General features: G+C 64.0%; 20 protein-coding genes and 1 pseudogene. 7 read left to right on the forward strand and 14 right to left on the reverse strand.

From position 1 onward, the window contains the following. Positions 1-24: 24 nt before the first annotated feature. From ACK3BK_RS10620 to ACK3BK_RS10645, 6 genes and pseudogenes are all read right to left on the reverse strand, one after another. Positions 25-606: an adhesin gene (locus ACK3BK_RS10620; RefSeq protein WP_186710431.1), complete on the reverse strand. Its 582-nt coding sequence runs from the start codon at positions 604-606 to the stop codon at positions 25-27. A 2-nt stretch (positions 607-608) separates the two neighbouring features. Further along, the gene (locus ACK3BK_RS10625; protein WP_411384259.1) at positions 609-1061 is read right to left on the reverse strand and encodes a hypothetical protein; all 453 of its coding nucleotides are present in this window, start codon (positions 1059-1061) and stop codon (positions 609-611) included. 330 nt (positions 1062-1391) lie between these two features. After that, on the reverse strand, positions 1392-1913 hold the full coding sequence (locus ACK3BK_RS10630; protein ID WP_186665360.1) for an AAA family ATPase: 522 nt from the start codon (positions 1911-1913) through the stop codon (positions 1392-1394). Further along, on the reverse strand, positions 1910-2476 hold the full coding sequence (gene pnuC / locus ACK3BK_RS10635; protein WP_186665359.1) for a nicotinamide riboside transporter PnuC: 567 nt from the start codon (positions 2474-2476) through the stop codon (positions 1910-1912). The genes ACK3BK_RS10630 and pnuC overlap by 4 nt, the downstream gene beginning before the upstream one ends. Positions 2477-2573: 97 nt before the next feature. Then, positions 2574-3308 (reverse strand): methyl-accepting chemotaxis protein, encoded by a 735-nt coding sequence (locus ACK3BK_RS10640; protein ID WP_411384465.1) that lies wholly within the window; start codon positions 3306-3308, stop codon positions 2574-2576. Between the two features lie 186 nt (positions 3309-3494). Next, positions 3495-4316, reverse strand: a pseudogene (locus ACK3BK_RS10645) (cache domain-containing protein); the annotation flags it as partial. 201 nt (positions 4317-4517) lie between these two features. Between ACK3BK_RS10645 and ACK3BK_RS10650 the strand changes: the two are divergent. Both ACK3BK_RS10650 and ACK3BK_RS10655 read left to right on the forward strand, forming a co-directional pair. Then, complete coding sequence (locus tag ACK3BK_RS10650) at positions 4518-5348, forward strand: undecaprenyl-diphosphate phosphatase (RefSeq protein ID WP_186665357.1); 831 nt, start codon at positions 4518-4520, stop codon at positions 5346-5348. Next, complete coding sequence (locus ACK3BK_RS10655) at positions 5348-5782, forward strand: DUF1294 domain-containing protein (protein ID WP_186665356.1); 435 nt, start codon at positions 5348-5350, stop codon at positions 5780-5782. Before ACK3BK_RS10650 ends, ACK3BK_RS10655 begins: the two co-directional genes overlap by 1 nt. Positions 5783-5800: 18 nt before the next feature. On the opposite strand, the gene ACK3BK_RS10660 is transcribed toward ACK3BK_RS10655, so the two are convergent. Both ACK3BK_RS10660 and ACK3BK_RS10665 read right to left on the reverse strand, forming a co-directional pair. Further along, complete coding sequence (locus tag ACK3BK_RS10660) at positions 5801-6163, reverse strand: MmcQ/YjbR family DNA-binding protein (RefSeq protein ID WP_411384260.1); 363 nt, start codon at positions 6161-6163, stop codon at positions 5801-5803. Beyond that, positions 6156-7058 carry a LysR substrate-binding domain-containing protein gene (locus ACK3BK_RS10665; RefSeq protein ID WP_411384261.1) on the reverse strand — a complete coding sequence of 301 codons (903 nt, stop codon included), beginning with the start codon at positions 7056-7058 and terminating at the stop codon, positions 6156-6158. The genes ACK3BK_RS10660 and ACK3BK_RS10665 overlap by 8 nt, the downstream gene beginning before the upstream one ends. 133 nt (positions 7059-7191) lie before the next feature. Here ACK3BK_RS10665 and ACK3BK_RS10670 point away from each other — a divergent pair, with 133 nt between their 5' ends. Both ACK3BK_RS10670 and ACK3BK_RS10675 read left to right on the forward strand, forming a co-directional pair. Then, positions 7192-7803 (forward strand): FMN-dependent NADH-azoreductase, encoded by a 612-nt coding sequence (locus tag ACK3BK_RS10670; protein ID WP_186665352.1) that lies wholly within the window; start codon positions 7192-7194, stop codon positions 7801-7803. Between the two features lie 130 nt (positions 7804-7933). Continuing rightward, complete coding sequence (locus ACK3BK_RS10675) at positions 7934-8989, forward strand: alpha/beta hydrolase family protein (RefSeq protein WP_411384262.1); 1056 nt, start codon at positions 7934-7936, stop codon at positions 8987-8989. On the opposite strand, the gene ACK3BK_RS10680 is transcribed toward ACK3BK_RS10675, so the two are convergent. Continuing rightward, positions 8939-10129: an MFS transporter gene (locus ACK3BK_RS10680; RefSeq protein WP_411384263.1), complete on the reverse strand. Its 1191-nt coding sequence runs from the start codon at positions 10127-10129 to the stop codon at positions 8939-8941. The two genes, ACK3BK_RS10675 and ACK3BK_RS10680, sit on opposite strands and share 51 nt — an antisense overlap. Positions 10130-10278: 149 nt before the next feature. Between ACK3BK_RS10680 and ACK3BK_RS10685 the strand changes: the two genes are divergently transcribed. From ACK3BK_RS10685 to yiaY, 3 genes are all read left to right on the forward strand, one after another. After that, positions 10279-10713: a PACE efflux transporter gene (locus ACK3BK_RS10685; RefSeq protein ID WP_288376889.1), complete on the forward strand. Its 435-nt coding sequence runs from the start codon at positions 10279-10281 to the stop codon at positions 10711-10713. A 196-nt stretch (positions 10714-10909) separates the two neighbouring features. Then, positions 10910-12472 carry a threonine ammonia-lyase, biosynthetic gene (gene ilvA / locus ACK3BK_RS10690; RefSeq protein ID WP_411384264.1) on the forward strand — a complete coding sequence of 521 codons (1563 nt, stop codon included), beginning with the start codon at positions 10910-10912 and terminating at the stop codon, positions 12470-12472. Between the two features lie 135 nt (positions 12473-12607). Further along, on the forward strand, positions 12608-13756 hold the full coding sequence (gene yiaY / locus ACK3BK_RS10695; protein WP_186711831.1) for an L-threonine dehydrogenase: 1149 nt from the start codon (positions 12608-12610) through the stop codon (positions 13754-13756). Between the two features lie 60 nt (positions 13757-13816). Here yiaY and ACK3BK_RS10700 read toward each other — a convergent pair whose 3' ends face one another. The 5 genes from ACK3BK_RS10700 to ACK3BK_RS10720 all read right to left on the reverse strand — a co-directional run bounded on the left by ACK3BK_RS10700 (position 13817) and on the right by ACK3BK_RS10720 (position 22530). Further along, on the reverse strand, positions 13817-14743 hold the full coding sequence (locus ACK3BK_RS10700; protein WP_411384265.1) for a hypothetical protein: 927 nt from the start codon (positions 14741-14743) through the stop codon (positions 13817-13819). A gap of 283 nt (positions 14744-15026) precedes the next feature. After that, positions 15027-16214, reverse strand: coding sequence for a hypothetical protein (locus ACK3BK_RS10705; protein ID WP_411384266.1), 1188 nt, complete (start codon positions 16212-16214; stop codon positions 15027-15029). A 91-nt stretch (positions 16215-16305) separates the two neighbouring features. After that, complete coding sequence (locus ACK3BK_RS10710; RefSeq protein WP_186665343.1) at positions 16306-16773, reverse strand: VOC family protein; 468 nt, start codon at positions 16771-16773, stop codon at positions 16306-16308. A gap of 100 nt (positions 16774-16873) precedes the next feature. Further along, a complete protein-coding gene (locus ACK3BK_RS10715) occupies positions 16874-18493 on the reverse strand; it encodes an NADP-dependent glyceraldehyde-3-phosphate dehydrogenase (RefSeq protein ID WP_411384267.1) in 1620 nt (539 codons plus the stop codon). A 152-nt stretch (positions 18494-18645) separates the two neighbouring features. Further along, on the reverse strand, positions 18646-22530 hold the full coding sequence (locus ACK3BK_RS10720) for a dermonecrotic toxin domain-containing protein (protein ID WP_411384268.1): 3885 nt from the start codon (positions 22528-22530) through the stop codon (positions 18646-18648). Positions 22531-22786 lie beyond the last annotated feature (256 nt).

The raw sequence follows: 22786 nt of genomic DNA on the forward strand, positions 1-22786 counted from the left end.
TTAAGTGTTGTGTTGCTGGTCGGGTCAATCCGCGACCCGGACGCTCAGGGTGTTGGCCATTCGGTTGCCTACCCCGGCGCTCTGATTCAACTGGATCACGCCACGGCTGCCGGTGAAGGCCTGGTCACTGGTAGTGACCTGGCGACTGCCGGGTGTGTGATCAGTTGCGTCGGAGCTGTTGGCCAGCGAGACGTTCTGCTGGCTGAGAATGCTGTCGTCGATGCTCTGTGGTATTGCGCTGATGCTGATGCGCACCGCGTTGGCCTGTTGCGTGGCGGCGCCCGCCGATTGGTTGATGCCCAGCATGCCGTTGCCGTTGCTGAAGGCATTGCCATTGATGCTGGCGTGGGCGTCGAGCGCGCTGTTGGCGCGAAAGTCGCTGCGTTGGCGGATCTGCGTGCTGGCCTGGCCTTCGGTGCCGATGGCGATGGCTTTCACGTTGGCCTGTTGCAGCGCGTCACCTGCGGCCTGGTTGATGTTGAGGTTGCCCTGGTAGGCGCGGCCACTGGCATCGAGGGTGGCGTTGTCCACCACAGGCGAGCCGGCGAAGGCGCTTGCGGTGCAGCCCAGGGCCAGGCACAGCAGGGAGAGTTTGAGGGTATGCATGTTCATTGGCCCCGGGTCAGGATCTGCAGCGGCGCCATGCCGCGCTGAACGTTCTGGTTGACCGTGTTGGAGATGCTGTTGGCGCCGGACGCCCCGGCACCGGAGCCGCCGGGCATGCCGGGCAATTGCGACTGGGCGGTGCCCATGCCGCGCAGGTTGCCGGAGTTGTCGGGCTGGAAGATGCGGCTGACGGTCGAGCCGCTGGCGACGCTGGCGAAGTCGCCATCGGTCAGTTCGTTGTTGGTCTGGGCCTGGATGCGTGCCGACTCATTGGTGTTGGCGGTGGTCGGGTAGGGGTCTGGCGTGCCGGTTCGGCGATCAGCCTGACGCGGCTGGACATCGCGATTGAGGACGATCACCCCGTTGCCGCCAGCGAGGACCGGCGGCGCAATCGATGTGGCGGCAAGGCAAGCCAGAACGAGCAGTGCAGGCAGTGTGTTGTGCTTGTTCCCCACGGCGGTGCTCCCTTTCTGTGCGCTGGCCCTTGAGCGTTGCAGAACAGAGAGCGAAAGCCGTGCCGGTTTTGCTTTTTGCTGATTTATCAGTGGGTTGTGCGAGGACGGTGGCAGTGCCGGTTTTCTGCTGTATCAGCGCTGATACAAGGTGCCGGGTCGTCGCCCGTCAAGGGCCGAAGCACGGGCGATCTGGCGGGGTGCGCAGGGGGTGTATCAGCGCTGTGACAGTTCCTCCGAAAGTGTGGGGAAGGCCCCAGCAATAGGGGTTTGATGGCGATGGGGTGTATCAGTGAGTTAACAGTCCGGCCATGCTGAGGGGCCGGGCTGGGCTTACCCCAGGAGCTCGGCCACCGCCGCCAGCGCGTCATCCCGGCGCTGCTGCCAGTCCCCGTCAATGACCCGCAGTGGCTGGCGATGCTGTTGTAGCCAGTGCAGGCTGTCATCGAAGAACGCCTGGCGCTCCTCAAGCCGCGGCTGGCAGCGCTGGCCATCGCCGATCCATTCCACGCCCTCGGGACTGAGCAGCAGGTGGAGGTCGTAGTGCCTGGCCAGCAGCGCCTGTTCCAGCCACGCGGGGCAGTCGCCGAACAGCACGCGACTCCACAACATGTTGCTCAGCAGGTGGGTATCGAGGATCAGCAGCGAAGGCGAGGCTGCCCGCGCCTGGTCTTCCCAGGCCAATTGCCCGCGGGCGATGGCCGGGATATCGGCATAGCAGGTATCGCGCTGTTCGGTGTCGATGAAATGGCGTACGTATTCGCCGACGGTGATGCCACCGAAACGGTGCTGGATTTCGCCACTGAGCCAGCTCTTGCCACTGGATTCAGGGCCGCACAGGACCAGGACCTTCATGCGCCGGCCAGCGCCGGATCGCGCCGCCACTCCAGCCAACCGCGCACGGCGATCAGGGTGAACAGGGCGTACAACGCGGCGGTCAGGTACAAGCCTTTGTACAGGAACAGTCCGACGAAGATCACATCGACCACGAACCACAACGCCCAGCATTGCAGGCGTTTTTGTGCCATCCACACCTGCGCGACCAGACTGAACCCGGTCAACGCTGCATCCAGCCAGGGTTGGGCGGCGTCGGTCCAGTGGGCCATGGCCGCACCCAGGGCGACACTGGCCAGCAGCCCCAGGCCCAGGCCGCGCAGCGTCGTGGCGGTGTCCAGGCGCGATACCTGGCGCGCGTCCTCGACCCGGTCCGGGCGCGTCCATTGCCACCAGCCATAGAGGTTGAGCACGGCATAGACCACTTGCAGGAGCATGTCCGAATACAGCTTCACGTCGTAGAAGATCCAGCTGTAGAGCAGCACCATCACCAGGCCGATCGGCCAGCACCAGATGTTCTGCCTGACCGTGAGCCAGACGGCGATGACGCCGAGCGCGGCGGCGAAGAGTTCGAGGCCGGACATCGGCGATCCTTCGGAAGGGAAAGGGCGCGATTGTAGCTTGAGGGTCGAGGAAGGTGAATCGCTGTGAAACGGGGCGCCGTAGCGCCCCTTCTTTTGCTCAGACTCTGAATTGACGCAGCAGCTGCTCGAGCTCCTCGCTCAGGCGTGCCAGGGAAACTCCGGCATCGCTGGATTGGCGCGCCGCCTCGGCGGTCTGCTGGGACAAGCCGGCGGTGTCGAGCACATTGCGGTTGATTTCCTCGACCACATGGGACTGCTGCAGGGTGGCGCTGGCGATCGAGGTGTTCAGCGCCGCCAGGGTGTGCAGCGCCTGTTCGATGGCCGCAAGGCTGGTGCCGGCTTCGCGGGCCTGTTCGACGGTCTGGCGCGAGGCTTCGCTGCTGGTGTCGATGGCCCGGACCGCCGCATCCGACTGGCCCTGCAGGTGCTCGATCATGGTCTGGATCTCGGCAGTGGACTGCGCCGTGCGCTGGGCCAGCAGGCGGACCTCATCGGCGACCACGGCAAAGCCGCGGCCCTGTTCGCCCGCACGCGCAGCCTCGATGGCGGCGTTGAGGGCCAGCAGGTTGGTCTGCTCGGCGATCGAGCGAATCACTTCCAGTACGCCACCAATCTTGGTGCTGTGCCCGGCCAGGTCGCGGATCACCCCCTGGGCCTGGTCGATGGTCGCCGACAGCCGGTCGATCTGCTGCAGGCTGCCGTGGATAGCCTGCTGGCCCTGACCGACCTGCTGCTGCGCTGCGCGCATTTCCACGGCCGCCTGCTCGGCGTTCTTCGCCACATCCTGCACCGCGTAGGTGACCTCGTTGACCGCCGTGGCCACCTGGTCCATCTGCAGTGATTGCTGGGCACTGTGCTGCTGGGCGCTGCCCGCGTTGTCGCCGACGTGCCCGGCGGACTGGGCCAGCGCATGGGCTGTGCCCTGCAATTGGCCGACCACGCCCTGCAGCTTGCCGTTGAAACGGTTGAAGTACTCACCCAAATGGGTGATTTCGTCGCGTCCCTGGGTGTCCAGGCGACGGGTCAGGTCGCTCTCGCCACTGGCGATGTTGCCCATGGCCTGTACCGCCTCGTGCAGTGGACGGGCGATGCTGCGGGCGATCAGCCACACCACTAGCCCCATCACCAGGGCAATGAACAGCCCGACCAGCGAGGCCTCGCGGACCTGGCGAGCGAATTCGTCCTGTACGTCGTCGACATACACCCCTGAGCCGATGATCCAGCCCCAGGGCTTGAACAGCTCTATATAGGAGGTCTTGGCCACCGGCTCGCTGGCGCCGGGCTTGGGCCAGCGGTAGTTGACCGGGCCCGCGCCCTGGGCCTTGGCCAGCGTCACCATCTCGTTGAACACGGCAAAGCCGTCAGGGTCGCGGATCGCCGACAGGTCCTGGCCATCGAGCTTGGCGTTGACCGGGTGCATGATCATCTTCGGTTGCAGGTCGTTGATCCAGAAATAGTCATCCTTGTCGTAGCGCAGACTGCGCACCACCTGCAGCGCCTGCTGCTGGGCGCTTTGCCGGTCGAGGCTGCCAGCGGCCTCCAGCCCCTGGTAGTAGGCGAGCACGCCCACGGCAGTCTCGACCACATGCTGGGTCTTCTGCGCCTTGGCCTGGTACAGGTCACCATGGATCTGGCGCAGCATCAGCAGCCCCAGGACCAACAGCATGGCGACGGCCACGAGCAGGATCAGCCACAGACGACGGCTGATCGACATCGATCTCAAGGTCTTCATCAAAAGGTCACTCCATGTCTTGTTCTTTTTATATGAGCAGCATCCAACCATGACCGGATGCCTGCAACCCAGTCGACCAACGGCTAAGTGCCGGGCTCGACAATCCATGTTGCATCCCGCGCAAGCCTTCGCGCAGGGCCTCTGATAGGATTTCGGCCGCGTAAGATGAAACCTTTAGCCGCGGCGCACTTTTTCGCTGGTGTTGGGACTAACGAACGCTGTAAAAGACGCGTCGCTGCGCGTGCGGTGAATACTTGTAATCGAAAAGAACTAGGGTGCTGCCAGGAGCAGTGTCCATTGGGGGAGTTGATGGATTTTTGGAGTGCCTTCCAGGCAATCATCCTGGGTATCGTCGAGGGCTTGACCGAGTTCCTGCCGATTTCCAGCACCGGCCACCAGATCATCGTGGCCGACCTGATCGATTTTGGTGGCGAGCGCGCAATGGCGTTCAACATCATCATTCAGCTGGGCGCGATCCTGGCGGTGGTGTGGGAGTTTCGCAGCAAGATCTTCGAAGTGGTGTTCGGCCTGTCGAGCCAGCCCAAGGCCCGGCGTTTCACCGCCAACCTGCTGATCGCCTTCATGCCGGCGGTCGTGCTTGGCGTACTGTTCGCCGACCTGATCCATGAGTACCTGTTCAATCCGATCACCGTGGCCGTGGCCTTGGTGGTGGGCGGCTTCATCATGCTCTGGGCCGAGCGCCGCGATCACCGTATCGAGGTCGACCATGTCGACGATATGCGCTGGACCCACGCCCTGAAGGTCGGCCTGGTGCAGTGCCTGGCGATGATCCCGGGGACCTCGCGCTCGGGCTCGACCATCATCGGCGGCTTGCTGTTCGGCCTGTCACGCAAGGCCGCGACCGAGTTCTCGTTCTTCCTGGCGATGCCGACCATGGTCGGCGCCGCGGTGTATTCGGGCTACAAGTACCGCGACCTGTTCCAGCCGGCCGACCTGCCGGTGTTCGCCATCGGCTTCGTGGTGTCGTTCATCTTCGCCATGATCGCCGTGCGTGCGTTGCTCAAGTTCATCGCCAACCACAGCTACGCGGTCTTTGCCTGGTACCGCATTGCCTTTGGTCTGCTGATCCTGGCGACCTGGCAGTTCGGCTGGGTTGACTGGGCCACGGCGCACGGCTGATGGCACGCGGGCAAAGTGCCGGGCGGCGCGACGCTGGCCAGGCAGGCGAGGGCGTGCGCAACCTGCGCCTGAAATTGCTGGTGCTGCTGGTCTTGTGCCTGCTTCCGGGCCTGGGAGTGGCGCAGATGGCCTGGAGCGGCCAGTCCTGGCTGCCCCTGGCGCTGTATCCGGCGGCCAGCCTGATCTGCCTGTTGTTGTACTGGCAGGACAAGCGGCAGGCCCGCACCCAGGCCTGGCGCACGCCAGAGAAAATCCTCCACGCCAGCGAGTTGCTCGGTGGTTGGCCGGGGGCCTTGCTGGCACAGCAATTGTTCCGGCACAAGACCCGCAAGCTGTCTTACCAGATGGTGTTCTGGGCAATCGTCGCGTTGCACCAGGTGTTCTGGCTGGATCGCCTGGTGCTGGGTGGGCGCTGGCTGGGATTGATGGGCTGAGCGAGCGCCGCGCAATCCTCAATCGGCCAACAAGCCCACCTGCAAGCGCTTGGGCAAGCGTCGCACCACCAGTTGGTGCGAACGCTGCAGCAGATCGGTCAACTCTTCCCGGCCCATGGGGTAGGGAGGCAGCATGCTGATCCAGCGCGCCCTCGCCAGATAAGGCGCCGGCCTTACGCCGGGACGGTCGCAATAACCGAGAAACAGCTCGTCGGCGACCTTGAACATCAACCCTGCTCCCGGCAGGTCAAGCACGGCGAACATCTTGTTGCCGGCCACCGAGAACACCCGGATCCCGCCCCATTTGTAATCCTCCCGCGCGCCGGGCAGGCTCAGGCAGAACGCTGCCACGTGCTCGGGGCTCATGGGTCGCTCAGACATAGCGCTCTCCACAGGCCTCGAACGAGGCCGCCAGGTGATCGATCCAAACCCGCACTGCAGGCAGTACGCCGCGCCGGTGCGGATACACCGCTTGCAGATAACCCCCAGGCAGCGACCACTCCGGCAGCAGGTGCACCAGTTCGCCGCGCGCCAGTTCTTCCTCGCAATAGTTGCTTGGCAGGGCGGTAAAGCCCAGCCCTGCGCAGGCCGAGGCCTTGCGCACCACGAAGTCATCGATGGTCAGGCGTGGCTCCAGGGCGATCTCCTGCTCCTGGCCGCCGGGCCCGATGAGGCGAAAATGCACCAGGCGATCGGCATCCGCAGCACCCAGCACGGGCAGCCCCACCAGCTGCGACGGGTGCTCGAGCCCGTCGGCGAATCCAGGGGCTGCCACCAGGTGCATCTGCGCCTGGCGCAGGCGGCGGGTGGCCAGGGCCGGGTCCTCGTCGCCCAGGTCGCGCACCCGCAGCGCCACATCGATACCTTCGGAGATCAGGTCGACACGGCGATTGAGCAGCACCATCTCCAGTTGCACCAGCGGGTACTGGGCGAGAAAGCGGCTGATGATGTCTGGCAGGAAGGCATGGGCCAGGGCCACCGGGGCAGACACCCGCAGGCGTCCACGCGGCTCGCTGGTCATGCTGGCGACGGCTTCGTCGGCCATCTCGGCCTCCAGCAGCATGGCCTGGCAGTGGTGCAGGTAGCGTTCGCCGACGGCGGTCAGCTTCAGTTGCCGGGTGGTGCGCTGCAGCAGACGTGTGCCCAAGCGTTCCTCGAGTTCTGCGATACGCCGCGACAGGCGCGACTTGGGGATGCCCAACTGACGACCGGCGGCAGCGAAGCCACCGGCCTCGACCACTCGGGCGAAGTAGAAGAGGTCGTTGAAGTCTTGCATACGGATATCTCACTGTTCCATCAGTGGAACAAACTAATGCATTTTTGCCGACTAATCAGTTATTCGTCGCCTCTGTAGGATTCTCCCCATCGTGATCGCCCACAGCCGCGGTCTTCATTCACAGGAGAGTCCCATGAAACTGTTGCACATCGATTCGAGCATCCTGGGCGACAATTCCGCCTCCCGCCAGCTTAGCCGCGAAGTGGTCGATGCCTGGAAGGCCGCCGATCCGAGCGTCGAAGTCATCTACCGTGACCTGGCCGCCGATGCCATCAGCCACTTCTCGGCCGCGACCCTGGTCGCCGCCGGCACCGCCGAAGAAGCCCGTGACGCCGCCCTGGCCCACGAAGCCCGGCTGAGTGCCGAAACCCTGGCCGAATTCCTCGCTGCCGACGCGGTGGTCATCGGTGCTCCGATGTACAACTTCACCGTGCCGACCCAGCTCAAGGCCTGGATCGATCGCGTTGCCGTCGCCGGCAAGACCTTCCGCTACACTGAAGCTGGCCCGGAAGGCCTGTGCGGTGACAAGAAGGTGGTGCTGGTGTCCACTGCCGGTGGCCTGCACCAAGGTCAGCCGACCGGTGTCGGTCATGAAGATTTCCTCAAGGTGTTCCTGGGCTTCATCGGCATCACCGACCTGGAAATCGTCCGCGCCCACGGCCTGGCGTATGGTCCGGAGCACCGCAGCAAGGCCATCGACGCTGCCCAGGCGCAGATTGCCAACGAGCTGTTCGCCGCAGCCTGATTCAAACCCCGAAAAAGCCGGCTGTCGCCTTGCGCGACAGCCGGCTTTTTCATGGATGTTTCATCTGCCGTCCATCGCGTAGCTTCTATGCTTATGCTACTCGTCCGCCTCGTGGGGAGAGACGCTCGCGATGAAAACCCGTGCCCTGTTGACGTTGCTCCTGCTTGGCGGCCTGCTGGCCCGTGCCGAGGCTTCACCCTGGGTGGCCGGCCTGCATCGTCTCACGCTTGCCGATCCGGTGGACGCACAGCCCATGCAGGCCTTGGTGTTCTATCCCAGCAGCAGCCCGGCGCGGCCTACGCGCATCGAAGGCTACACCCTGCGGGTGGCCGAAGAGGCGCCGGTCGCCATGGGCCAGTTCCCGCTGCTGGTGGTCTCCCATGGCAATACCGGCACCCCGGTGGCGTTGCACGACCTGGCGACCGCATTGGCCCGCCAGGGCTTCGTGGTAGTGGCCGTCACCCACCCGGGCGACAACCTTCGTGACCACAGTCGGCTGGGCAAGCTCAGCAACCTCTATGGCCGGCCCTTGCAGGTCAGCGCCGCGATCACCGCTGCACGTGCAGATCACGTGCTCAGCCCTTACCTCAACCAGGGCAAGGTGGGCGTGATCGGCTACTCGGCAGGCGGGGAGACCGCGTTGATCCTGTCGGGCGCCCAGCCAGACCTTGAACGGCTGCGCAACTATTGCCTGGAACGGCCGATGGATGCCGATGCCTGCAAGACCCACGGCGTGCTGATCGCCGACCGCAGCGAGTTGACCCCGCAGTCCGACCCGCGTGTCGGCGCGGTGATGCTGATGGCACCGTTGAGCCTGATGTTTGGCCGCCATGCCCTGGCCGGTGTGCATGTGCCCGCACTGATCTACAGCGGCGACCAGGACCAGCTGCTGGCTGTCGACCGCAACGCCAGCGCCCTGGCGCGCAAGTTGCCGGTCACGCCCGACTACCGGCTGTTGTCCGGTGCTGGGCATTTCGTGTTCATGGCCCCCTGCGACGACGAACAGCGCCAGCGCATGGCGGTGCTGTGCAAGGATGCCGACGGCATCGACCGGCGCCAGGTGCACCGGGGCCTGCAGAGCGAGACGGCGGCGTTCTTCAGCCAGGCCCTGGGTGCCCCGGAGCCCGCCGAGCGCTCAGCGGCGGTCGGCGCGGCGGGCCAGCAGCAGGATCAGGCCCACCCCTGATAGCGCCAGCAGCGCCGCCACGCAGAAGATCGACGCATAACCCAGGTGCACGGCTACCGCGCCCATCACCGGGCCGGCCAGGCCCAATGCCAGGTCGAAGAACACCGCGTAGGCCCCAAGCCCCGCGCCCCGACTGGCGCTGGGGACCTGCCTGATCGCCTCCACGCCCAGCGCCGGGTACACCAGTGACAGGCCAAAGCCGGTGAGCCCCGCTCCAACCAACGCCCATCCCGGTGCCGGTGCCAGCCAGAGCAGGGTCAGCCCCAGCACTTCGGTGGCCATGCACGCGATCGCTACGTTGTAGCCGCCGAAGCGGTTGACCGCGTTGACGAACAGCAGCCGCGAGACGATGAAGCACAGGCCGAAGGCGCTCAGGCACCAGGCCGCGCCGACCCAGCCTTGCTCCAGGTAGTAGAGGGTGACGAAGGTGGTCAGGGTGCCGTAGCCGATCGACGCCAGTGTCAGCCCCATGCCGCAGGGCGCAACGCGGCCGAAGGCCGACCAGAAAGGCAGGCGTTCACCGCGCACCACCACCACGTCCGGGCGGCCGCGCAGCACCCACAGGGCCAGCAGCGCCATCACCAGCAAGGCCGGGCCGAGGGCAGTGAAGCTCAGTTGGCCGACCATCACCACCCCGGCGGGCGCACCGATGGCGATGGCGCCATAGGATGCAATACCGTTCCATGAGATCACCCGGGCGGTGTGCTCGGCACCGACCTGGCCGATACCCCAGCTCAACGTGGCGACACCGATCAGGCCTTGGGCGACCCCCAGCAGCACACGCCCGGCCAGCAGTAATCCCAGGCTCAACGAGGGCAGGGCGAGGGACCAGGCCGACAGCAGGGTCAGCACGCCGCAACCGGCAATGCCATACAGCCCATAGCGAATCGCCTGCTTGCCACCCAGGCTGTCGGCCACGCGACCGGCGAAGGGCCTGCTGAGCAAGGTGGCGAGGTACTGCAAGCCGATGGTCAGGCCGGCGATCACCGCACCCATGCCCAACTGGTCGTGTACATGGCCGGGCAGCACCGCGATGGGCAGGCCGATGCACAGGAAGGCGATGAAGGTGTAGAACACGATCGAAAGGATCTGCAGGGTCAGGGCGGTGGAGCTGACGGGCGTAGGGGCTGGGGCGGTCATGGCTGTGTTCGCGGGCGGCGGTGCAGCAATCATGGCTGGCTCGAGGGGTAAAAGAAAGCAGCCTAACGATTTTTCCACACGATTCCTGTGCTTGAACCGGTGCCTGAACCGGCGTACCGTCTCCTTCCGTTTCCGCCAAGGAGTGCCCCATGCAAGGCAAGGCCCGCAAGATCGTCCAGGCCATCCTCTACGAAGTCATCGCCGTGGCGTGCGTGGCGCCTGCGCTGTCGCTGATGTTCGACGCCGGCATGGCCCATTCGACGATACTTTCGATCCTGATGTCGGGTATCGCCATGAGCTGGAACATGGGCTACAACTGGGCGTTCGAGCGCTGGGAAGCACGCCAGGCGCAGCGTACCCGCACCTGGTTCCGACGCCTGCTGCACGCCCTGGGTTTCGAGGGCGGCCTGGTGTTGATCCTGCTGCCGCTGGTGGCGTTCTGGCTGGATATCAGCCTGTGGAGCGCGTTGCTCACCAACCTGGCACTGTTCGTGTTCTTCTTCGTCTATGCCTTCGTCTTCCAGTGGGGCTTTGACAAGGTCTTCGACGTGCCGCTGTCGGCACAGCAACAGGCGCGTTGCTGAATGTTGACTTCCTACGGTTTGGCGGGATAAGTTCCTACACCATGAATACCTACTCGCCTGTGCGCACCTTCGGCCTGATTATTATTACCGCCATTATCGGATTGGCGGGCTAGCGCGCACTGGCACCGAAACCCGCCCTGGAGGCGGGTTTTTTCTTCTCGACTCCTGGGCATCTGCAAACCCCCAGGAGTCATCGATGAGCAATCTGAGCGTCAGCCCCCGTTCCCCCGTCACGCCCCAGCAACTGCTGTCGGAGCAGGTGCGGCGCATTCTTGCAGCGCCCGTGTACGACCTGGCCATCGAAACCCCGCTGCAGGCGGCCCCGGCGCTGTCGAGCAGCCTCGGCAACCAGGTATTGCTCAAGCGCGAAGACCTGCAGCCGACCTTCTCGTTCAAGATCCGCGGTGCCTATACCCGGCTGTCGCGCCTGTCCCAGACCCAGCGCGAGCGTGGCGTGATCACCGCTTCCGCCGGCAACCATGCCCAGGGCGTGGCGCTGGCTGCTTCGCACCTGGGCATGACGGCGACCATCGTCATGCCCACCACCACCCCTGAACTGAAGATCGCCGGTGTGCGCTCGCGCGGCGGCAACGTGGTGCTGCATGGCGAAAGCTTCCCCCATGCCTTGGCCCATGCGCTGCAACTGGCCGACCGCCAGGGAGCGACCTTCGTCCCGCCATTCGACGATCCGGACGTGATCGCCGGGCAGGGCACCGTGGCCATGGAGATCCTGCGCCAGCACCCGGGCGCACTGGATGCGATCTTCGTCCCGGTCGGTGGCGGTGGCCTGATCGCGGGTATCGCGGCCTACGTGAAGTACCTGCGTCCGCAGGTCAAGGTGATTGGTGTCGAGCCCGAGGATTCCAACTGCCTGCAGGCCGCCCTGGCCGCTGGCGAGCGAGTGGTACTGGCGCAGGTCGGCACCTTCGCCGACGGTGTGGCGGTGGCCCAGGTCGGTGCCCATTGCTTCGAGTTGTGCCGGCATTTCGTCGATGAAGTGATCACCGTCAGCAGCGATGAGTTGTGCGCAGCGATCAAGGATATCTACGACGATACCCGCTCGATCACCGAACCTTCCGGTGCGCTGGCCGTGGCCGGGATCAAGAAGTACGTGGCGCGTGATGGCGTTCGTGGGCAGACCCTGGTCGCCATCGACTCCGGGGCCAACATCAATTTCGACCGCCTGCGCCATGTGGCCGAGCGTGCCGAGCTCGGCGAGCAGCGTGAGGCGGTGATCGCGGTCACCATCCCCGAGCGGCCGGGGAGTTTTCGCGCGTTCTGCCAGGCCCTGGGCAAGCGCCAGGTAACCGAGTTCAACTACCGCTACCACCGGGGCAAGGAAGCCCGGCTGTTCGTCGGCGTGCAGACCCATCCACAGCACGACCCGCGCGAGGGCCTGCTGGACAGCTTGCGTGCACAGGGCTACGAGGTACTCGACCTGACCGACAACGAACTGGCCAAGCTGCATGTGCGCCACACCGTCGGCGGCCATGCAGCGCCAGGCGCCGACGAGCGGGTGCTGCGTTTCGAGTTTCCTGAGCGCCCAGGCGCGTTGCTGGGCTTTCTCGAGCGTCTGGGCCAGAACTGGAACATCAGCCTGTTCCACTACCGCAACCATGGCGCTGCCGAGGCCCGGGTGTTCGCTGCGCTGGAGGTGCCGGCCGACGAACAGGCCCTCATGCCACAGACGCTGCAGGCCATGGGCTATCGCTACTGGGATGAGACGGACAATCCGGCGTATCGGCTGTTTCTGGGCTGAGCGAGTGCCGCTCATCGCGGATTGCCTGCAATGTCGACCGTTCAGTCACGGCGGCTTGTCCTGGATCAACATGCGTGCGGCAGTTCGGGCAGATCCTCGAAGGTAGACAGACAACAACCTGAGAGGATCTCGGCCATGAGCAGCACCTTCTTCATTCCACCCGTCAACATCATGGGCCTCGATTGCCTGGACGAAGCCATGGCGGCGATTGCCGGCTACGGCTTGCGCAAGGCGTTGATCGTGACTGACGAAGGCCTGTCCAGGGCCGGGGTCGCCCAGCGCATCGCCGGGTTGCTGGCCGAGCGCGACATCGACTCGACGATCTTCGACGGTGCCAAGCCCAACCCGAGCATTGCCAACGTCGAGGCGGGCCTGGCGCTGTTGCAGCGCGAACGCTGCGATTGCGTGATCTCGCTCGGTGGTGGCTCGCCCCATGACTGCGCCAAGGGTATCGCCCTGTGCGCCACCAACGGCGGGCATATTCGCGACTATGAAGGCGTGGACCGTTCGGCCAAGCCGCAACTGCCGCTGATCGCCATCAACACCACGGCCGGCACGGCCAGCGAGATGACCCGTTTCTGCATCATCACCGACGAATCGCGCCACGTGAAAATGGCCATCGTCGACCGTAATGTCACGCCGATCCTGTCGGTCAACGACCCGGCACTGATGGTCGGCATGCCAAAGGGCCTGACCGCCGCCACCGGCATGGACGCGCTGACCCACGCCATCGAGGCCTATGTCTCCACGGCCGCCAACCCGATCACCGACGCCTGTGCACTCAAGGCCATCACCTTGATCAACGACAACCTGCGCCAGGCGGTCGCCAATGGCCAGGACTTGCAAGCCCGGGAGAACATGGCGTACGCCCAGTTCCTCGCCGGCATGGCCTTCAACAATGCCTCGCTGGGTTATGTGCATGCCATGGCGCATCAGCTCGGTGGCTACTACGACCTGCCGCATGGGGTCTGCAACGCGGTGTTGTTGCCGCATGTGCAGCGCTTCAATGCCCAGGTCAGCGCCGCGCGCCTGCGCGATGTGGCCAAGGCCATGGGTGTGAAGGTGTGCGGGCTGACGGCAGAGCAGGGCGCGGGAGCGGCGATCTCGGCGATCGAGCATCTGGCCGTGGCGGTAGGGATCCCGGCGGGCCTGGCAGAGCTGGGGGCCAAGCGTGAGGATGTGCCGGTATTGGCGGCCAATGCGTTGAAGGACGCCTGCGGGCTGACCAACCCGCGTAGTGCCAGCCAGGCCGAGATCGAGGCGATTTTCGAGGCGGCGTTCTGACGCGAGACTTTTGGCAAAGCACTGTTGCGCGGTCTGGCAGGAGTGCTTTGCCATCTGTGGTTATTGAGTTTGTTGACGAAGACCTTGCTCATCAGGATTGTAGTGAGCCACAAGCCCGCGGGTTGTCGAATAGGAAAGACTGACGACAGGTAAATACTGGCCGTACTTTTGGTAGTAACGCTGTTGGTCATGGTTGGCTTTATTCAGCGCATCCATATCCCCCGCTTGGTAAAAGAATGCCAGCAGGGGCAGTGTTGCTGAATTGATGTTGTGCCACGGCTCCAGAATCAGCTCGTTCCATTCATTCCATTGCCCTTCCCTGGCGAGCAATGTACGTGCACGAATACTCTGGTAGAAACGATCGGCAGAGGTAGTAATACCCGCGCTTACATTCCAGCCACAAATACGGTTGGTCTTGCCCATCTGATCGTAATGACGCTTCCAATCTTCTGCAGTGTTGATGCCTTGCTCATTGCAGGGTTTGCTTGCCGGATAACCGGCGTACTCAGAGCAGGCTGGCATCCTGTTATCGGTCGCTGCATCACGGGGGAACGTACATTTCACGTGAATTTGCGCCTTCCCTGCAGGTCGTTCCATGACCGGATAGAATACGAAGCCGTTGCGGAACTTAAACGTGCTGTAGATAGGGGAATCCTGTCGAAGCCAGGATGCCGAAACGCCTTGCCTGGAAATCGAGGGGGGACTTGGCTCCCATGGATCGAAGGACTGGTAACTCTGAGTCACGCGTATCAATACACCACTGCAAAGAAAGGCAGGGCGTTGCGATGACCCACAATCGATTCGGCTATCTCGAAACCACCGATCAATTTTTTGCAGTGCATTTTCCGCGTTCGTGTCCAGCACCTTCAAAGTCTCTTGGGTTATTGACGGGCTGGAAGAGCGTGTGGGCATGGGTGGGGAAAGCTCAGGAGTTTTCGCGCAGGCAGCAATCATGACGGCAAGGGTAAACGGAAGAAAAGTTCTCATGGCGGCGTTTCTCTAAGCGCTGGACGAAACGGCACTATAGATCCATGAAAATAGCCAGGGTACTGGCATTTTTATCAGTTGCTGGAAAGGTTCGGGTAGTTTCAAGCGTTCGGCAGGGGAGCGTTTTTTATAGGTGTTATTGGCTGTTTCTGTAAGCGTTAAGCTCATACACGGCCCTTGCTCGTCCCTTATCGCCCTGTAGACCCTCGGCTCTGCAGGAAAAGTTCTGTAGGCGTGGCGGTGCCTCCCTCAACGAAGGATGCCTCTACTTCTTGTACAAAACCTAACGCTCACGCATGAAGAACCCCGCCACATACTTGCGAAAGGTTTCCGGGCTCTTGAAGTCTGCGTAGCGCTTGAAATTATCCGTATCGGGCTCCGGCCCGAGCGGTTTTTCCAGCAGTGACACCGACAGCACGCGGTCCTGGTCGGAGGTCAGCACCAGCTCGTCCATCACCTCGCCACCGATCACCGGGCGGCGCATCAGCACTTTCACCCCCTTGCTCGCTATCCAGTCGATCAGCGAGACCAAGGCTTTCAGCGGCTCGCGTTCCTCGTCGCGGTATACCGGGAACAAGTGCACACGTGACAGCACCGGTACGCTGGCGACATGGATCAGTTCGTAGTAATGACTACCGGCAGTGGTGGGCGAGTACAGCGCCAGGGCCAACAGCGGGCCGCCGGTCTTGCTGCCGCCCCAGAGCAGGTGATGGCCCTGGAAGTCGAAGCCATCCTCGCTGCGGGCGTTGAACAGCTTGCGGCCCTTGATCTGCTCGACGCAGTCCAGCAACAGGCCATGGCGACGGTGGTTGCCGAATACGGTGGATTCACGCAGGCGCGCCTTGAGCATCATCATGTGCTTCATGTCCAGGCGCGTTTCCAGGTAGTTGCTGGCCGGAACTCGCTCGAGCAGCGGATAGCGGCCAGCGACACCGCGCAGTTCGGCGAACTGTGCGGTGAGGTCTTTTTTCAGGTGCGTGGCGTAGACGTTCAGGCCGCTGGCCTCGATCCAGGTCAGCAACAGCGACAGCAGCCGCTGTTGTTCGCGGCGCTCCGCGGTTTCACCGCCTGCTCCATTACCTGCGCTGGCGCGACGGAAGTCGCCGAGCAGACGCAGCGGCGTGTCGGGTGGCAGCCAGGCTGCAGGCGGCGGCACATCCTCGCTGCGCTCGATGGCTTCGCGCTCGTCCTTGGTGAAGGGGCAGCCGGGGGCATGCTCGGGGGTGTCGGGGTTGTTGCGCAGGAACAAGGTGCCGGTGTTGCCGTTGAGGCTGACATTGAGCACCGGCAGGGCATCCTTGCGGCAGTCGCAGGCCAGCCATTGGTTGGCGCTGCGTACCTTCATCAGCCACTGGTTGGCTTGCAGCAAGCGCGGGCCAACCAGCGTGGCACTGGCAAAACCGGCCAGTAGTTCTTCTTCGGCCGGTGTGAGGGTGCGCACCTGCGCGCCGTTCTTTTCGATGATTCGCATTCAATAGCAGCTCCGAGCTACAAGCCTCAAGCTTCAAGCAAAGCCGCGGCGCTTTCAACTCCAAGCACACGGCCTGCGACTCGTCGCCCGTTCAGTTGCCGCCGAACAGCTTGGCCGCGCGGGCGCGGATCTCTTCGGGGCTCAGGTCTTCCTTGTGGGTGGACACGAACCAGAGGTTGCCGAACGGGTCTTTCAAGGTACCGCTGCGATCGCCGTAGAACTGGTCCTGTACCTCTCGCAGTGGCGTGGCGCCGGCAGCGACGGCCTGGGCATAGACCTTGTCGCAGTCCTCGACATACAGGTGCAAGCCGATGGCTGCCCCTGGCAGCGACTGGCTGGCGGTGAGGCCACCGTCCATGTCGCAGGGATCGGCGAGCATCAGCGAGGAGTCGCCGATTTTCAGCTCGGCATGACCGACGCGGCCGTCGGGACCGTCGAGGCGAAACATCTCGACGGCGCCGAAGGCTTGTTTATAGAAGGCAATGGCCTTGGCGGCATCCTTGATACCCAGGTAGGGCGTGATGCTGTGCTGGCCTTCGGGGATGGGTTTGGCTGGCATTGCGGATACCTCCGTTGGAAGGTGGTCATTCGTCGAAACTGTATATTTGTACAGTTTCGACGAATGCGCAAATGCCGTTTTCCGATTAAGCGCCTGCTGGCTAGAAGATGTAGTCGGTGGTCAGGAAGCTGGACTGGCGATTGCGGATGATCTCGCTGATCAGCGTCTTGTTGGCCTCCTGGAACTTGGTGGCCACCAGGGTACGGATCGAGAATACCCGCAACGCGTCATGCACCGATAACGTACCTTCTGCGCTGTTCTTGCGGCCGTTGAACGGGTAGGTGTCCGGGCCGCGCTGGCACTGGGCGTTGAGGTTGATGCGCCCGACCTGGTTGGCGAAGGTATCGACAAGCGCACCGACGGTCTGCGGATCGTTGCCGAACAGGCTCAGCTGCTGGCCGTAGTCGGAGTCGAGCACATAGTCGATCACCGTCTGCAGGTCGCGGTAGGGCACCACCGGCACCAGCGGGCCGAACTGCTCTTCGTGATAGACGCGCATCGACGGTGCCACCGGGTACAGTAGGGCGGGGTAGAAGAACGATCCCCGGCTCTGGCCGCCGCCCGGGTTGATGACCTTGGCGCCGTGGGCCTGCGCATCGGCGACCAGGCCGTCGAGGTAGTCGACCTTGCCCGGCTCCGGCAGCGGCGTCAGTGCAACGCCGGGTTCCCAGGGCATGCCAGGCTTGAGCGCAGCAAGCTTGCGCTGGAATTTCTCGAGGAACGGCTCGACCACATCCTCGTGCACGAACAGGATCTTCAATGCCGTGCAACGCTGGCCGTTGAACGACAGGGCGCCGGTCAAGGCTTCGTCGACGGCATTGTCCAGGTCCACCTCTGGCAGCACGATCCCTGGGTTCTTGGCGTCCAGGCCCAGCGCCGCACGCAGGCGGTGGGGGCGCGGGTGGAGCTTTTTCAGGTCGCTGGCGGCCTTGTGCGTGCCGATGAAGGCGAACACATCGACCTTGCCGCTGGCCATCAGGGCGCTGACCGTATCGCGGCCACGGCCATAGATGACGTTGATCACCCCTGGCGGGAAGCTGTCGCGGAAGGCTTCGAGCAGCGGGCGGATCAGCAGTACGCCGAACTTGGCCGGCTTGAACACCACCGTGTTGCCCATGATCAGCGCCGGGATCAGCGTGGTGAAGGTTTCGTTGAGCGGGTAGTTGTATGGCCCCATGCACAGCGCCACCCCCAGTGGTGCGCGGCGGATCTGGCCGAGGGTGCCCTGTTCCAGCTCGAAGCGGCTGGAGCGGCGGTCCAGGTCCTTGAGGGCGTTGATGGTATCGACGATGTAGTCGCAGGTGCGGTCGAACTCCTTTTCCGAGTCCTTGAGGTTCTTGCCGATCTCCCACATCAGCAGCTTGACCACCGCCGTGCGCTGTTCGCGCATGCGCGCCAGGAAGGCTTCGACATGCTCGATACGCTCGGCAACACGCATGTTCGGCCACGCGCCGCGACCCTTGTCGTAGGCCTGCACCGCGGCATCGAGGGCGGTGAGGGCGGTGTCGGCATCGAGCAGCGGTGCGCTGCCGAGGATGACCTGGCGTTCTTCATCGCCTTGCTTGAGCCACACCGGGCTGCGCACGGTGGCCAGCGGCCCGTCCCAACGCCTGAGCTGCCCGCCCACCAGGTAGTCGCGTTGCTCCAGCGGCTCGCCCAGGCGCCAGGCCTCGGGGATGTCTTCTGGGGTGGGAAACAGCGAATCGAGCAGACGGTCCATGGGTACTGCACCTCACTTTTTAGCTGATCAGGTGAAACGCTTCAGCCGAGCATGCACCTGCTGTCGGAAATATTCCAGTCTGGTTCAAGCGCGAGGGTTCGCCATCAACGACCCACCGGCGCCCGGCAGGCGCCGACGGGTGGCCATGGTGTTTACTCTTCCGGTGACGGCGGCTCCGGCGATTCGGCAAGCTCGGCTTCGGGCGCCGGTGGGAAAGGCAGTTCCAGCAGGTGCTCGGCACCTGCGGCAACGGCTTGCTCGCCCAGGACCGGGTCTTGATCCATCAGGTAAAGGCGCCGCCAGATTTCTGCGAGGTTTGCCTCGGGGGCGGCATTGAACTGCTCGTCCTCGATCAGCGGCCTCAGGTCCCTGCGGTACTGAAGGGGCAGGCGCTCCCAGACGGCGGTGTCCTCTTCGCTGGCCATGGACAGCAAGGCTTCGTATTCATGGTCGGCGACCATCAGGTCTACGCCGAAACGCACATAGTAGGCATTGATCTGCGCAATCATGCCGTCGCCCATGTGCTGGCTTTCCAGGCGCATCACCTGAGCGAGTGGACGCGGCAGAGGTTGTGGCTGTGGCAGTTCGGTGAAGCGGTTTTCCGACAGGTTGACGATGTTCGGGTTGCGCATGTTCACCAGCCCAGCGGGCATTTCGGTCAGTTCGCAATTCCCGAGCATCAGTGAGTCCAGGTGGGGCAAGGCTTCCAGGTTGGGGCTTGCCTGCAGCGGGTTGTTGGTGAGGTCCAGGGTCCTGAGGTTGACCATCTCGTTGAGCCTTTGCTGTGCCTGCTCGTTCCAGGTCAGGTTGTTTTCCTCCAGGTCCAGCAAGCGTAGGGTTTGCGGGTTGCTCAGTGGCGGAATGTGTTGCAGCGAGCACGCTTCCAGGGTCAGCCCCTGCAGGTTGGGCAAGCGTTCCAGCAACGAAGCGGGCAGGGTGTCGATGTGCGGGTTGCGGGCCAGGTCGAGGATCCCGACATGTGGGAAGTGGTGGGGCAGCTCTAGGCTGGCGAGGTCGTCGTTGGTGAGATCGAGGTCGGCCAGTTCCATCGAGAACAGCCGGTCTTCGCCCAGCGATTGTCGACTCATGCCGCGCCAGCTGTTCAGCAGTCGCGGTACGGCCCGGGTCCGTGCAGGTGAGCCTGCGGCCCAGGCAGCGAAGTTGGACGTTACTGATTGATACTGTGCGTTCAGGGCTGCCACGGCCTGATCCGGGCTTGCTCCTTGCTCACGACTCGAGGCAAAGAAGGCATTGATGCCGTCATTGTTCATCGTGGGGTAGACCTGTTGCACCTGGCGGTAAAGCGCTCGGTCGATCGGTGCGGGAGGTGGCGGGGGGACGACCGCCGGCTCAGGCTCGCCGCCTGGCGCAGGGTTCGGATCCATTGGCGCTCCACCACGCAGGCCCTGTTGGCGCAACCAGGCGAAGTCGCCGAATGGGCGCAACTGTCTGGCCCAGGCTTGGCGGTCGGTGTCGACCAGGGCTGTCAGGCGCGCTCGCAGGCTGTCGCTGGCTCCGGCCTCAAGCTCCATCGCTGCGCGTTCACTGGCCGACAGTACCTTCGCCGCCGCCTGGCACAGATCGGCAGTGGCGGGGGCGAGAACGGGACGCTCGCCCAGATAGGGCGCGTAACCTTGCGCAGACTTGATGATGACCCGCAAGCGAGTCGCGTAGCGGCTGCCAGCCGCGGCCAGGGTACGCCCCTGGAGATCCTCCGCGCGCAGCTCGATGCGCACATCCTGTGGCCAGCCCTTCAGCGCCGTCATGGCCTTGAGCGCAAGGCGTTCGCTGTGGGCGCTGGCCAGCTCGGGCAGGTTCAGGCCTTCCAGGCCTCGGGCAACCGGCAGCTCATCCTCGAGGCCCCGCGCAAGGTTGGCCAGGCGTGCGGGAAGGGCTTGTCCGGTGCTCCAGGCCGCCTGCTCGGTCGTGGTCATCGAACCGAGCAGGCGCCTGCACAATGGCGCACTCAGTCCCGGGTAGTCCTGCTGCATCCGTGTTTCGTCGGCATGGGCTGGCACGCTGGCCTCGTAGCCTTCGGCGAACAGCCTGTCACGCTCGGCGCCGCTGGCTGTCGGATAGGTTTGCGCGATCTGCCGTTGCAGGCGCAGGCGTACCAAGGTGTCGGCCAGCAGCGGTGGGGTCTTGGCATGGGTCAGGTGTACCTGGCGCAGTTGTGCTTCGTCCACACCGCTGATGCGCGCAGCCAGCTCCAGCTGTGCCGGGGTGAAGGTTTCAAGACGGCTGTCCAGCCGCCTCACCAGCGTCGCCAGTGGCCAGTCGCGGGGTTGTTCGTGCTCGGCGCGCCAGGCCGTTTCGTCATTGTGCTCCAGCAGGGGCTGGTAGGCGTCAGGGTCGTCAGGATGAACCAGCCGCCAACGCTGCAGCTGTGCGTCGAAGCGTCGTCGATACCAGTGGCCGTCCATCTGCAAGGAGTCCGGCGTGGCGTCGGAGGCCGGGATACGGTAGGGCGCCAGGTCGGGGCGCCAGAGGCGTTGGCTGCCATCGGCCCGGGTGATCGGGTCGAGGCTCTCGAGCAGCGGTGTGCGGGTGAGCGTGCGCACCACCTGGCCACCGACATGCAGCCCGGCGATTACCGCCAGGTTCAGGCCTACCACTTTCAGATGCTGGAACGCCTCGTCGCGATCACCGACCTCCCAGGCCTCGTAGCCTTCGTAGACCTCATGCAACAATTGGCAGGCGGTCACGGCGATCATCAGCACGCCGATGGCCGGTATGAAGAAGCCGAGGGTCATCAGGGCATTCAACCCAAGGCTCTCCCACATCTGCAGGCGCTTCTTGCGCGCCCGCTCGTCGGCCTGGGCCGTGGGCACGGCGAGCAGCAGTGCCTCGGCCTTGAGCCAGGCGAGATGGTCGCTGTACAGGAACTCGAACAGCGGCCCTTCGATGTCGTGCCGCTCCAGGTGCAGATCGGCTCCCTCAGGCAGTGTCCAGGCTTGATCGTAGCTTGCGTGCGCATCGCTGCTGAGGTTTTGCCGTGCCCGATCGAGGAACTGCAGCCGATCTTCGCTGGCGATGAGCGCCAGGCACCGTCTGCGAAAGGTGGGGTCGCAAAGATCGGTCTGCAATTGCGCGACCAACGCCTGCTCACTGCCGAAGGCGCGGACGGCGGCTTCCTGCCCCGGGAGATACAGCAGTCGACCGGCTTCACCCGCATCGACCAGCAGGGCCTCGTGCAACGTCACGCCGAACACTTGCAGTTGCTGGCAAGGCAGGGCCGATCCGTCGTCGAGCAACTGCTGGATGCAATCCCGTGCGTTGCCGCCGATCCGATGCTGCAGTCGCGCCAGGTCGGCTGCCAGTTGCAGGTTGCTTTGGTAAAGCCTGATCGCGGCGGGGCGGACATCGGGCGCGCTGAACCTGGCTTCCAGGTGCGCTTGGTAGCGCTGGCCCAGGTCGAGGTCGCGGCAGGTGCTGGCAAAGGCCTCGGGAGTAAGCGGCAGCGGTTTGATCTTGAAGGCTTTGGAGGCCAGGGAGTAGGGCACCTGGGTTTCGCTGTCGCCAAGGGTCGTGCTACCGGTCACGGTAATGTCGGTGATTTCGCTGTCGCCCTCGAGGGCCAGCGCGCTCTTGATGTTGAAACTGACATCTTCGGCAAAATTGTGCAGTGCTGCCTGGAGCAGGCTGCGTCGTTCGTAGGTGCTTACGTAGACCTGATGGGTGAACAGATCATGGACCTGGATCAGCTCCGAGGTACGCAGCGGGGTCTCGAACCCGTGCTCGGCCTTCAGGCGCTCGGCGAGCAGTGGCTCGGCGAACGCGTCGATCTGCTGCAGGCCCTTGAGCGCCCTGGCCAGGCTTTGCTGGGCCGTGGCCAACTGTGTCTGGCTGGCCAGTACGGCTTCGCGCAGGTCGGGCACGGCGTTTTCGAACCAGGCGGCGTGCTGCCCTGGCAGGCCCTGCTGAGGCAGTGCACTGGCACGCAAGGTTTGCCATTGCTCTTCTGCAAGTCTCGATGCCCAGGTGGGCAAGCGCTGGGTGATGAGGTTCTGGTGGGTGGAGGGGAGAGTTGAAGGCATGGCTGTCGCTCCTGTTGTGGAACGCAACAGCAGGCGCCATCGATGGATGGGGGGGGTGGTAAATAGATGGGGCCTGATTATGAAGTTTGAAGGTTTCCAGGAAACCAGAGGCGATTCAGGAGCGTGCGGTGGCTCGGTGAGGGTAAAACCTGAGCCTGGCGCAAGGCGAACGCTGGCCGTTCTGGCCAGGTTTGATGGGCGCTGTCACCTGGTATTTCTGTCAGTTGTGCGATGTGGGCAACTGCTTTTCAATCAG

The organism is Pseudomonas sp. L7, assembly GCF_046605565.1.
Lineage (GTDB): Bacteria > Pseudomonadota > Gammaproteobacteria > Pseudomonadales > Pseudomonadaceae > Aquipseudomonas > Aquipseudomonas wayambapalatensis.